Below are 12,240 nucleotides of genomic sequence, written 5' to 3' on the forward strand. Positions count from 1 at the left end.
CAATGGGGAGATGCGGGCAATGAGGCGGTGGAGAGAGAGCATGAGGTATCGTCATGCGGCGGTGCTGACCCTGGCCCTGGTGGTGCTTGCAGCGGGCGCGGCAGGATGCACGGCCGGGAGGATAGGGCTCGTGGACAGCCCGCGGATCCTGGCCGAGAGCGCCAAGGCGCTCCGTTACCAGAAGGAGATTGACGACCGCGAGTCCGCGATGACCACGGATCTGCAGATGCTCGTGGGCCAGCTCTCCAAGGAGGACCTGGAGGCGCGGCGCCAGCAGTACTTCCGTGAGCTCCAGGGGTTGCGGGCCGAGCTGGAGGCTTCCCTGAACCGCGAGGTCCGGGACGTCATCCACCAGGTGGTTCGGGAGAAGCGCCTGCGCGGCGTGATTCTCAAGGGTCCGGTCTTCTACAGCAGGCCTGGGACCACGGTTGACATTACGCAGGAAGTAATAGACAGGTTGAAGTAGCGTCCCAGGCGACGCCGGGAGTCTCCCATGAAGCTCGCGCAACTGGCGCTGCTCGCGCGGGCAGAGCTGGTCGGGTCCGGTGAGATAGAGATCAGCGCGATCACGGATCTGGCGCACGCTCACGCGGGGGCGCTGGTGATGGTCTCAGATCCGCGGGATCTCTCGGCCGCCGAGGCCTCACCCGCCGCTGCCCTGCTAGTGGCGGGCACCGTGACCCCCTCTGCCAAGCCATTCCTGCGCTCTGTGAATCTGCGCGCGGCATTCGCGCGCGTCCTCTCCGCGTTCGCGCCGGAGGAGAGGGGACCGGGGGAGATCCATCCCAGCGCCGTTGTCGCCCCGGACGCCAGCATAGGGCCGGATGTCCTGCTCGGGCCTTTCGTGGTGGTGGCCTCCGGAGCCGCGATCGGCCCGCGGACTACGGTGCATGCGGGAACGACCATCGGCTCCCGGGTTCGGATCGGTGCCGACTGCCTGCTGCATCCCCGCGTGACAATCTACGCCGACTGCGTGCTTGGCGACCGCGTCACAATCCACAGTGGCACGGTCATAGGGAGTGACGGTTTCGGGTACGCCACGGAAGAGGGAACGCACCTCAAGGTGCCCCACCTCGGCCGCGTGGTGATCGAGGACGACGTCGAGATCGGCGCGAACGCCGCTGTGGATCGGGCCACGCTGGGAGAGACACGCATCGGTCGGGGAACGAAGATAGACAACCTGGTGCAGGTGGCCCACAACGTCCTGATCGGCGAAGGAGTGCTGGTGGTCTCCCAGGTAGGCATCTCTGGGAGCGTGACCATCGGGAACGGCGTAGTCCTGGCAGGTCAGGCGGGCGTGGTGGATCACAGGCGGATCGGCGCCGGCGCGCGGGTGCTGGCACGCGCAGGGGTGACCAGGGACGTACCAGACGGCGCGACGGTCTCGGGCTTTCCCGCGCGCGATCACCGCGAGGAGATGCGGGCGATGGCCTCGGTCCAGCGGCTTCCGGATCTGGCAGAGCGGGTCGCCGCCATCGAGGCACAGCTCGCCGGGCGTTCGCGCCGGCAGGGTGCCCGCAAGCGCCGGGGATGAGGCATCTGCGGCCGGCCTGCGCAGCCCTTGTCGTGGGGCTGTTCCTGCTAGGGTCTCCCGGAGCCGCAACCCCCCGTCCCGCCGGTGCTGAGTTGAAGGTCCGCGGCCGTCCGGCGATCGAGATTGCGCCATCGAGCGTGGTCCTTTCCCCCGGAGGAACGGCAATCGTCTCGGTCTCGGCGGCGATCCCCGGGGACATCCGGCTGGGCAGTTTCGACCGCCGGGTCGCCGACGTGGTCCTGGTGGCCGGTACCTTGCGCGTCACGGCCCGTCATCCGGGCAGCACGGTCGTGCCCTTGAGGGTGGGAGCCCACCGCGCCCAGCTGGGCATCTCGGTACGCCCGCCCGCCGGCGTGATTCCTCATGTCGTGGAGGTGGCCGTCACCGGAGCCCCGGCTCCCCCGGACCTCATCCGGGAGGCGATACGGCGCCGCCTCGAGGAGACGGTCCGGCGTGAACCCGGGGCAATCATGGAGATGGGGCCGATCGCGATCGAGGGGCCCCTGGAGCCGGAGACCTCGATGACCACGCCTGTGGTGGTTGAGATCCGGAGCCCCTACGGTGGACCGGTGCGCGGGACCGTGACGGTGGCGGTCGCCAATCAGCCCCTGGTGCTGGCGGACCCAGCGGTGCTGCTTGTCAGCAACCGGCCGGAGACGATCACGGGCAACGGCCTGCTCTTCCGGGAAACCCTGCTCCGTGACAGGCCTGCGCGGCTCCTCTATCACCACATGAACGGCACGCCATCGCAGGCGCGGGTTCTCAAGGTCACGCTGACAAACCCAGGCGCGGCCGCGGCCCGCGTCCACTACCTCAGCGGCATTGCCGGACCCTCGCCCGATCCGATCCACGTCGGGTTTGCCTCAACCGCGCGATTCCTGAGCGCGTTGCTTGCCGGCCGGGGTTACTTCGTCGAGGTGCCCCCGAGGGGAAAGGCGGCCTTCACCGCGTACACGCTTGCCCCGATGGCCCTCGTGTCAGGCATGATGCAGTTCCAGGTGACCGAAGGGGGTCCGGTGGACCTCACGGTTCATGTGCGGTTGCCCTGGCTCCTCGATCGGACCGTGACCACGGATCTCGGGACATGGGCATTCCCGCACCCTCGGGGCACATTCCCCGGTTCCGTAGTCGAAATCGTCCGGGAGCAACCTGCACACGAACCCGCGCACCTGGCCGACCTGGGCGTGATGTCGCACCTGGTGGACGTGCGGACCGGCGAGCCTCTGGTGGGCGACTACGGCGTCCTCTACCGCGTGCGCCTGCGATTGACCAATCCCACGGGTCGCGAGGTGGCCACCGCGCTCTTGGCCACGGCCGCCGGTGGCCTGGCCCGCGGCCTGTTCCTGGTAGATGGCACGCCCACGGATGTCGGCCTGATGCGTGCGGGCGAGCAACGCGCCGTCACGGTGTTCACGGTGGCGCCGGGCGGAACCAGGGACGTCGTACTTGTGACCATGCCGGTCGCGGGGTCGTTCTATCCGGTCCGGCTGGCGCTTGGGCCGCGATGATCACCGCCGGCTGCCAGCGGACGATTGCCCGCCCGGTCACGATCAGGGGGGCCGGCCTCCATAGCGGCGCGCCAGCGGTTGCGCGTCTGCTGCCGGCTCCTGCCGGCGCGGGCATCGCGTTCCTCCGGACCGACGTGGTCGGCGCAACGCCCATTCCAGCACGCCTCGAGGAGGTAGTGGCAACGGCGCGGAGCGTCGTGCTGGGCGGACCCGTGCGCGTGGCAACGGTTGAGCACCTCATGTCCTCGGCCGCGGGGTTGGGGGTGGACAACCTGCTGGTCGAGGTGGAAGGAGAGGAGTTGCCTTGTGGAGACGGCAGCGCGCTGATCTTCGTCGAGGCCCTGGGGGCAGCAGGGACCGTGGACCAGGACCGGCCGAGGGTGCCGATTGTGCTGAGCGAGCCGGTCTGGGCGGATGAGGCCGGCAGCATGATCGCGGCCCTGCCCGCCGAACGGTTCCAGATGACCTACGTGGTCACCGCCGGAGCGGCCTCGATGGCGCCGCAGATGGCCGAGTTCCGGGAGGACCTGGACGACTTCGCCGGCTCGATCGCGCCAGCACGTACCTGGGGCATGGTGACGGAGATCGAGGCCCTGCGGGCCCAAGGGATGGCGCGCGGGGTATCGCTGGAGACGGTCCTGGCCATAGGCCCGGACGGGTTTCTGAACGAGCCGCGGTTCCCCAACGAGATGGCGCGGCACAAGATCCTCGATGCGATCGGCGACCTGGCGCTGCTCGGCCGCCCGGTGCGCGCGCACTTCGTGGCGGTGCGTGCCGGGCACGGGCTGCACGTGGCCCTCGCCCGGGAGATCGAGCAGCGGTTCATCGGCCGCGGTGCCTGAGGAGGCCAGTATGTGGGACATTGAGAAGATACAGCGGGTGATGCCCCACCGGTATCCTTTCCTTCTGGTGGACCGCATCATCACCATTGAACCCGGGAAGAGCATCACCGGGATCAAGAACGTGACCATCAACGAGCCGTTCTTCGTCGGCCACATCCCAGGCCATCCTGTGATGCCCGGCGTGCTGGTGGTCGAGACGATGGCGCAGGTGGCCGCGTGCCTGGTGCTGGACGACCCACGGCTGCGCGGGCGCATTGCCTACTTCGGGGCGATAGACGGCGTCCGGTTCCGCCGGCGCGTCGTGCCCGGTGACCAGATGGTCGTCCGGGTGGACCTCCTCACGCAACGGGGCAGGTTTCTCAAAGTCCGGGCCGAGGCACGCGTGGACGGCGATCTCGTCGCGGAAGGGACGCTGACGTTCTTCTTCTCGGTCGGGGCCGAGGCAGCGGGACAGACAGGGCCGCGGGTGGACGACGATGCGCGATCCTAGCGCCGGTTCCGCAGGTGTCGTCGTGCATACGACCGCGATCGTGCATCCTACCGCCCACCTGGAAGAGGGCGTTGAGATCGGTGCCTACGCCGTGGTCGGAGCCGATACCGTCATCAGGGCAGGGACCGTGATAGGCCCGCACTGCGTGATTCACGACAACGTGGAGCTGGGCCGGGACAACGTGCTCGCCGCCCACGTGGTAGCCGGCAGCAGGCCACAGGACAGGACCTACCGCGGGGAGCCGACCCGCGTCATCATCGGCGACGAGAACAGACTCAGCGAGTTCTGCAGCATCGAACGCGCCACCGGCGAGGGAAACGAGACGCGCATCGGGGACAGGAACTTCATCATGTCCTCGGTGCGGGTGAGCCACAACTGCGTCGTGGGCAGCGACACCACGATCGTCAGCGGCACGCAGCTGGGCGGATGGGTCCACGTCGGGGACCAGGCTTATCTGGGCGGCCTCTCAGGCGTGCACCAGTTCGTGCGCATCGGCCGGCTGGTGATGCTGGCCGGGCTTTCAGGAGCCCGCCAGGACGTGCCGCCGTTCGTGATGGCCGCCGGGCTCATGGCCCGGGCCGTGGGCCTGAATCGGGTCGGTCTGCAGCGCCAGGGCGTGCCCCCGGCCGACCGGCTCGTGCTGCAGCGCGTGTTCCGGCAGTTCTTCAGGGAGCGGCGCACCATGGAAGAGGCGCTGCGGGCAATCGAGGCCGAAGCGGCCAACACCCCTGTGGCGCAGGAGTTCCTTGCCTTCATCCGGTCGGCCAGAGAGCGTACCCGAGGGATAGTGCGATGGCAACCCAGAGCGGAATCGTAGGCCTGCTGGCAGGGACGGGGTCCTTCCCCGAGGTCATCGCCAGGGCCATCAAGTCCCGCGGGCTGTCCCTGGTGTGCGTGCAGGTCGCCGGCGAAACGGCGGCCCTGCCGGATCTGGCCGATCACTACCAGCGCTGCTCACCCGGCGCGCTGCAGGAAGTGCTCGAGACGCTCCGGGCCCACCGCGTACGCGAAGTGCTGGTCGCCGGCCGCTTCGGCCGGGAGGAGCTGCTGGTCCGCGGCGACGCCATGATGGAGCGCGTGATGGCGAGCGCCAGCGACCGCCGTGATGTTCCGCTCTTCCGGCATCTGGCCGCGCTGCTGGCAGGACAGGGTATCGAGCTGCTCGACCAGACGCTGTTCGTGGGTGATCTGCTGGCCCCCTCGGGCGTGTTGACTGCGCGCGCGCCCACGCCCGAAGAAGAGGAGGACCTGCGATTTGGGCGGTCGGTGGCCAGGCGCATCGCGGACCTGGATGTCGGACAGACGGTGGTCGTGCGCCGCGGGGTCATCCTGGCCGTGGAGGCCGCGGAGGGCACCGATCTCACGATCCGGCGCGCCGGCGCCATCGCGTCGGGAACGGTTGTGGTGAAGGTCAGCCGGAACGACCAGGATCCCAGATTCGACATCCCCGCGGTCGGCCCGGATACGATCACCACGATGCGCGAGGCCTCGGCCCGGGTGTTGGGTATTGACGCACACCGCACGCTGATCATCCACCGGGACCGGATGATTGCCGACGCCGACGCGGCGGGAATCACGGTGGTCGCCGCCGATGCCCCGCGGCTGGGCACGCCGGTCCATGCACACAGCTAGGCCCTGCCGGCTCTTCCTGGTGGCCGGGGAGGTCTCGGGCGACCTGCACGGCGCTGAACTGGCGCGCGAGATCGCCGCGCTGGACCCCTCGGCGCGCATGCAGGGAATCGGCGGACGCCACATGGAGGCGGAGGGGGTGTCGCTGATCGCGGACAGCAGCGATTGGGGTGTCATCGGCTGGTTTGAGGCCGCGCGGCGCCTGCCGCCCTTTCTGCGCCGCCTGTCCGGGCTCGTGGACCGGCTCGTGGCCGACCCGCCGGATGCACTGGTGCTCATTGATTTTCCTGGCTTCAACCTGGCGCTGCTGAAGCGGCTCAGGGGACGCATTCCAGCGGTCTACTATGTCCCGCCCATGGTCGCGATTCGTCGCGGCGATCGAGCCGCCCGCGTGGCCGCGCTCGGTGCCCGCCTGCTGGCCATCTTCCCGTTTGAGGCAGAGGCCTACCGCCGGGCCAGCGCGGACGTTTCATTCGTTGGGCATCCTGCGGCCGGGCTGGCGTGCTCGAGCGGCCGGGCTGAAGACGCGCGGGCCCGGATCGGGATTGCGCCCGCTGCGCCGGTGGTCGGTCTCCTCCCGGGCAGCCGGGGACTGGAGCTGGACGCGCTCCTGTCGCCCATGCTGGAGGCCGCCCACGCCATCCGCGCCGCCCTGCCAGGCGTGGGGTTCGCGATGGCCGAGGCCTCCCCGGCCTTCCGCGGCCGCCTGGCCGCGGCCGTTGCTTCGTCGGGCCTTCCGGTGGCGATCGTTCCCGGATCGCGCGATGTCATGGCGGCGAGCACGGTGCTGCTGATGGCATCCGGGACCGCCGCGGTCGAGGCGATGATCCTCGGCGTGCCAATGGTAGTTACCTACCGCGTCTCGCGTCCGACCTGGTGGTACGCGCGGGCCGCGTTCAACGTGCGGTGGGTCTCGATTCCCAACATCATGGCAGGAGAGCAGATCGTGCCGGAGCTGCTTCAACACCGGGCCACCTCCGGCGAGATGAGCCGCGCAGTCCTGGCGTTGCTGCGCGACGCGCCGGCGCGAGAGGCGATCGCAACCCGGCTGCGCTCCCTGGCAGAGGCGCTGGGGCCTCCGGGTGCCGCGCGGCGCGTCGCCGCGGAGGTGCTGTCGGCTGCCTCCTCCGGCCTTGAACGCGCGTCGAGCCGTCCGGTAAGATGAATCCGGCGGCCAAGGAGGCGTAGCGGCGATGTCCCGCGGCGGACGGTGGATATTGATCGGCCTGGGGATCGCCGTGGTACCCCTCATCATCTGGGCGTTGTTGCAGGCACCCGAGCCCGCGCCCGGCCGTTCCGGCTCGGCCCTCGGGCCAGCGGCGAGCCCGACAGCGCGGCCATCTCCGGCTCCGCGGGCCGGCCACCTCCCTCCCATTCAGATTGAGGGAACGGCCATCTCGACGGTTGACGCCGCGGGCCGCCGTCAGTGGGACATCCGCGCGGAGTCGGTGACCGTGGACGGCGCCTCCAGCACGGCCACGCTTGCCGCGGTCGAGGGCACGTACTTCCAGGCGGGCGAGCCGGCCGTTGTCTTCTCTGCTCCGCGCGGCACGTTCTACGTGGCCACGCGCAACGTCACGCTATCGGGCCGCGTGCGCGCGCGGGCGACCGCGGGGCAGACGCTGGAGGCCGACGTGGTCCGGTGGTTTCCCAAAACCCAGCAGATCGAGGCCTCCGGAAGCGTGACGCTGCGTCAGTCCGGCATGATCGTGCAAGGCGACCATCTGGTCGCGGACGTGTCGCTGCAGCGCACCCGGATGAGTGGCAACATCCGTGTCACGGTTGAGCAGTAGCCCTCCCCGCCTGTGCGCGGCGGCCTTCGCCGCGGCCGCGCTCTGGGTGTTGTGGACGCCTGTCGGGCGGGCGCATGCACCGGCATCCACCGGAGCATCGGTCATCGAGCTTGCCGGCGCAACCTACCTGGAGTACGACGAGGGCAGCGGGGTCTGGCGCGCAGAGGGTGCGCCCGCGGTCGCGACGCGAGGCACGACGGTTCTCCGGGCGCCCCGCATCCGGTATGATCAGCGAACTCGGGTCATGACCGCGGAGGCCGGCGCCGAGCTCACCGATGCGAACCTGGCCGTGCGGGCCGACTCGGTCGAGTTTCACCTGGCGGATGATCGCATCCGTGCCCGGGGTGCTGTGAGGGCGACAACCGGGCACGGAGACCAAACCGCAACGCTGACCGCGCCCGAGGTCGAGGGCTCGCTCAAGACCAGGCGGTACGTTGCGACCGGCGGGGTCACGCTCCTGCGCGGCGAATGGCGGCTCTCTGGCCGGCGTCTGGAGTACGATGATTCAAACCGGACCGCCGCGGCCACGGGCGAGCCCGAGGCGAGGTTCAGGGATGCCCAGATGACGGCCGATCTCATCACGCTCCTGATAGATGAGGAGATCGGGCGCGGGATCGGATCGGCGCGGCTGCGGCGCGGGGACCTCTCGGGCAGCGCGCGCCGGGTGGACGTCTTCCTGCGGGAGGGCAGGGCCACCCTGACCGGGGACGCGCGCGTGGACCGGGGGCGCGACCGGCTGACGGCCGAGCAGATTGACGTGGACCTGGACGGCACGAGGATCACGGCCCGGGGAGCCCCGCGGCTGAACATCGTACCACCTTAGGAGCGCCCGGATGCTGGCGGCGAGAGGGCTCTTCAAGCACTACGGACGACGCGCCGTGGTGGACGGCGTGGACCTCAGCGTCGAACGCGGGGAGATCGTCGGCCTGCTCGGGCCCAACGGCGCCGGCAAGACCACGACCTTCTACATGATGGTGGGTCTGATCCGTCCTGACGCCGGTGATGTCTGGCTCGACGACCAGCCGATCACCAACCTGCCGGTTCACCTGCGTGCGCGGCGCGGGATCGGCTACCTGAGCCAGGAACCCTCGGTGTTTCGCGGCCTCACGGTCGAGGAGAACATCGCCGCGGTCCTGGAAGCCAACGGCAGGCCCAGGGCTGTGCGGCAGGAGATCACGGAACGGCTGATCGAGGAGTTCGAACTGACCCGCCTGCGCCACCAGCTTGGGGCGACGCTCTCCGGCGGGGAGCGCCGCCGCGTGGAGATCGCACGGGTGATTGCCATGGAGCCGTCGTTCATCCTGCTGGACGAGCCGTTCACCGGCGTGGACCCGAAGTCGGTGGCCGAGATCCAGGAGGTGGTCGTGCACCTGCGCCGCCGCGGGTTGGGCGTGGTGATTACCGACCACAACGTGCGCGACACGCTGGCGATCACCAACCGTTCGGAGATCATCCACGAAGGCCGCATCCTGTTCGCGGGGACCGCCGAGGAGATAATGGCCAGTGAGGACGCCCGGCGGTTCTACCTGGGCGAGCGGTTCCGGCTCTGATGCCGATGCGGCTGATTGACCGGTACATCCTGCGCGAGGTCGGCGGCATCTTCCTGTTCGGCGTCGCCGTCTTCACCACGCTGCTGCTGGTCAACCACCTGTTCTTCCTGGCGCGATTGGCGGCCGATTCAGGCGTGCCCATCCGAACCAACCTGCTCCTCCTGGTGCTGCGTGTGCCGTACCTGGCGGTCTACAGTTTGCCGATGGCCACGCTTCTGGCCACGCTCCTGGCCACAGGTCGGCTCAGCGATCGCAACGAGATCACCGCGCTGCGCACCACCGGCTGGAGCCTGGCCCGCATCGCGCTGCCAGTGCTGGCCGCGGGCGCGGTGATCACCGTGACGTCACTGGGCATGAGCGAGTGGGTGGTGCCGCGATCTGAGACGCGCTACCGCGAGGTGCTGAGCGAGGCAGTTCAGGCCCAGCCCCGACCGGTCCATCAGCATGTGCTCTTCCGCGAGCCGGTGGACGGCGTGGACTCGGTGTTCTACGCGCGTGAACTCGACACGAGTGACGGCACGATGTACGGCGTGGTCATCACGCAGTTCCAGGGCGGCCGGCCGGCGCGCCTGATCGAGGCCGGGCAGGCGCGCTACGCGCCGCAGGGGTGGATCCTGAAGCAGGGGACCCTGTACCTGCTCGGGGCCGGCTCCGGGGTGGCGACCACGTTCGACGAGATGCGGGTGGCCCTGGCACGCACGCCGAAGCAGATCGCGGTCCCGCGGCGCGATCCCAGCGAGATGACGATCGGCGAGTTGCGCGCTCAGATCGCCACCCTCCGAGCCGCCGGGGAGAGTGCCGTGCGCTACGCCGTCAACCTCCAGGCAAAGCTGGCCCTTCCGGTAAGCAGTCTCATCTTCGCTCTGCTGGCAGTACCCCTGGGGCTGCGGCCGCACCGGTCGGGCCGATCCACGGGCCTGGGCATCACGGTGTTGGTGCTCCTGGCCTACTACCTCCTGATGTCCATTACGATCACGCTCGGAGAGCGCGGCCAGATCCCTGCCTTCTGGGCCGCATGGCTGCCGAACCTCATGGTGGCAACCGGCGGTGGCTGCCTGCTGTGGTTCGCCCGCTGACAGGAGGCCAGGCGGCGCCGCCCGCACGCAGCGCGGCGGCGGAGTACAGGTGGCTGATCGCGGTCACCCTGGCCGCGCTGCTGCTCTTCGGATACGGCCTCGGCGCGGGATCCCTCTGGGACCAGGATGAGCCCAAGTATGCCGGCGTCTCGCGCGAGATCCTGGAAACGGGCGATCCGATCACCCTGCACAGCAACGGCCGGCCGTGGTTCGTGCATCCTCCGCTGTTCTTCTGGCTCCAGGCCCTGACCGGATGGGCGTTCGGGTTTACCGAGGCCACAGTGCGGATCTGGTCCGCGATATCCGGCGCCGGCGCGGTGGCGGTCACCTTCCTGCTGGCCCGGTTGTTCTATGGGCCCGCAACCGGAGTGCTTGCCGCGGCGATCCTGGCCACGACCTTCCAGTTCCTGGTCCAGTCGCGCCTGGGAGTGTTCGATCCCACGCTGGTGCTGTTCATGGTGCTGGCGCTCTACATGTATCTGGTCTCGTACACCAGCGGCTCGTCTCGCGCCGCGGTGTGGGCATGGGTGTGGGCAGGCCTGGCCACCCTGACGAAGGGGCCGATCGGGCTGCTGCTGCCTGCCATGGCCGTGGTCGGGTTGTGGTTCGTCCGGCGCGACCGGTCCGCCTGGCGCAGGACTCCACTGGTGGGTCCGGCCCTCTTCTGCCTGATCGGGCTATCGTGGTACCTGATCGAGGCGCTGCGCCACGGCGAGCCGTTTCTACGGAGCGCGGTCGGCTACTACCTGTTCAACCGCTTCTTCGGCGTGGTCGAGAGCCAGCCCGGGCCGTGGTGGTACTACGTCCCGGTCCTTATCGTAGGGGCCTTCCCCTGGACGGCCTTTCTCCCCGCGGTGGTGCTCTACCTCGCGAGGCGCCGGAGCGAATTGGGCAGCCAGGTGATCCTCCTCTGGTGCGGCGTCACGCTGCTCTTCTACTCACTGGCCGGTACCAAACTGCCCAACTACGTCCTGCCGGTCTACCCGTTGCTGGCGATAGGGATTGCGCGGTCTTGGGAGGAGCAGACGCCCGGCCTGATGCGGACGGCGACCGGGCTCCTGGTAGCGACCGTGGCGGCGTTCGTGGCGGCGATCGCGCTCCACGGATGGACCAAGTTTCCCTCCGAGATGCTGGAGCTGCGCGGCCCGCTCGCCGCCGCAGCCGCCGTCTTCGCCGCAGGCCCGCTCCTGGCCGCCGGCCTCATGCTGATCCGCCGCCGGCTTCCGGCCCTCGCGGCGCTGCTGCTTACCCCTGTGGTCGCGGTACCGGTGCTTGTTCACCTGACGCTCCCGGCCATGGAGCGGTATCGTCCCCTGCCGCGGATTGCCCGGGCGATAACCGGGGCGGCTCATCCATCAGATGCGGTGGCCGCGGTAGAGATGAACATGTCCGCCTCGCTCGGCTTCTACACCGGCCGCCGCATAGTCTGGATTGAGAGCCCAGGCGATCTGGCGCAGGCGATCTGCGACCACAGGCGGCTGTTTGTCGTAGTTCCTCCCCATCAGCCGTCATGGTGGACCCCGGCGTCGCTTCCTGCAGGTGCGCGTCTGCAGGGGGAGGACGGCGGGTATCGCATCTTCCTGAAGGAAGGGCCCGGGCCGTGTTCCGGAAGGGAGGGCGCCCAGTGAAGGTCGGTTTGATCCTGATCCCGGTGCTGATCGTTGTCAGCGGAGTGGTCGCATACGTCGGGAACATGGTCGGCAGGGCGATCGGCCGGCGCCGACTTACTGTCCTGGGGCTCAGGCCGCGGCACACCGCCCACGTGATCGCCGTGGCGACGGGCATGCTGATCACACTTATCACGCTGGTCTCGGTAGT

The 12,240-nt window shown here is 69.3% G+C and carries 13 protein-coding genes; all 13 read left to right on the top strand.

Features of this window, described 5'->3' with window-relative positions; all coding sequences use genetic code 11:
* The first annotated feature begins 10 nt into the window (after positions 1-10).
* On the top strand, positions 11-466 hold the full coding sequence (locus tag FJX73_07315) for an OmpH family outer membrane protein (protein MBM3470584.1): 456 nt from the start codon (positions 11-13) through the stop codon (positions 464-466).
* 27 nt (positions 467-493) lie between these two features.
* Positions 494-1,534 (top strand): UDP-3-O-(3-hydroxymyristoyl)glucosamine N-acyltransferase, encoded by a 1,041-nt coding sequence (gene lpxD, locus FJX73_07320; protein ID MBM3470585.1) that lies wholly within the window; start codon positions 494-496, stop codon positions 1,532-1,534.
* 1,084 nt (positions 1,535-2,618) lie between these two features.
* Positions 2,619-3,884: a UDP-3-O-[3-hydroxymyristoyl] N-acetylglucosamine deacetylase gene (gene lpxC / locus FJX73_07325; protein MBM3470586.1), complete on the top strand. Its 1,266-nt coding sequence runs from the start codon at positions 2,619-2,621 to the stop codon at positions 3,882-3,884.
* A 10-nt stretch (positions 3,885-3,894) separates the two neighbouring features.
* The gene (fabZ, locus tag FJX73_07330; GenBank protein ID MBM3470587.1) at positions 3,895-4,374 is read left to right on the top strand and encodes a 3-hydroxyacyl-ACP dehydratase FabZ; all 480 of its coding nucleotides are present in this window, start codon (positions 3,895-3,897) and stop codon (positions 4,372-4,374) included.
* Complete coding sequence (gene lpxA, locus FJX73_07335; protein MBM3470588.1) at positions 4,361-5,191, top strand: acyl-ACP--UDP-N-acetylglucosamine O-acyltransferase; 831 nt, start codon at positions 4,361-4,363, stop codon at positions 5,189-5,191. Before fabZ ends, lpxA begins: the two co-directional genes overlap by 14 nt.
* Positions 5,167-6,006 carry an LpxI family protein gene (locus FJX73_07340; protein MBM3470589.1) on the top strand — a complete coding sequence of 280 codons (840 nt, stop codon included), beginning with the start codon at positions 5,167-5,169 and terminating at the stop codon, positions 6,004-6,006. Before lpxA ends, FJX73_07340 begins: the two co-directional genes overlap by 25 nt.
* Positions 5,966-7,168, top strand: coding sequence for a lipid-A-disaccharide synthase (locus FJX73_07345; GenBank protein ID MBM3470590.1), 1,203 nt, complete (start codon positions 5,966-5,968; stop codon positions 7,166-7,168). Before FJX73_07340 ends, FJX73_07345 begins: the two co-directional genes overlap by 41 nt.
* Positions 7,169-7,196: 28 nt before the next feature.
* Positions 7,197-7,796: an LPS export ABC transporter periplasmic protein LptC gene (gene lptC, locus FJX73_07350; protein ID MBM3470591.1), complete on the top strand. Its 600-nt coding sequence runs from the start codon at positions 7,197-7,199 to the stop codon at positions 7,794-7,796.
* A complete protein-coding gene (locus FJX73_07355; GenBank protein ID MBM3470592.1) occupies positions 7,786-8,619 on the top strand; it encodes a hypothetical protein in 834 nt (277 codons plus the stop codon). The genes lptC and FJX73_07355 overlap by 11 nt, the downstream gene beginning before the upstream one ends.
* A gap of 10 nt (positions 8,620-8,629) precedes the next feature.
* Positions 8,630-9,346: an LPS export ABC transporter ATP-binding protein gene (gene lptB, locus FJX73_07360; protein MBM3470593.1), complete on the top strand. Its 717-nt coding sequence runs from the start codon at positions 8,630-8,632 to the stop codon at positions 9,344-9,346.
* Positions 9,346-10,422, top strand: a complete 1,077-nt coding sequence (locus tag FJX73_07365) for a YjgP/YjgQ family permease (protein ID MBM3470594.1) — start codon at positions 9,346-9,348, stop codon at positions 10,420-10,422. The genes lptB and FJX73_07365 overlap by 1 nt, the downstream gene beginning before the upstream one ends.
* Entirely contained in the window at positions 10,362-12,050 is a 1,689-nt protein-coding gene (locus FJX73_07370) for a glycosyltransferase family 39 protein (protein ID MBM3470595.1), read from the top strand. The genes FJX73_07365 and FJX73_07370 overlap by 61 nt, the downstream gene beginning before the upstream one ends.
* The coding region (locus FJX73_07375; GenBank protein ID MBM3470596.1) for a DUF3084 domain-containing protein at positions 11,933-12,240 on the top strand (308 nt) is incomplete at its 3' end. The genes FJX73_07370 and FJX73_07375, both read left to right, overlap by 118 nt.

It is taken from the genome of Armatimonadota bacterium (assembly GCA_016869025.1).
Taxonomy (GTDB): Bacteria; Sysuimicrobiota; Sysuimicrobiia; order Sysuimicrobiales; family Humicultoraceae; genus VGFA01.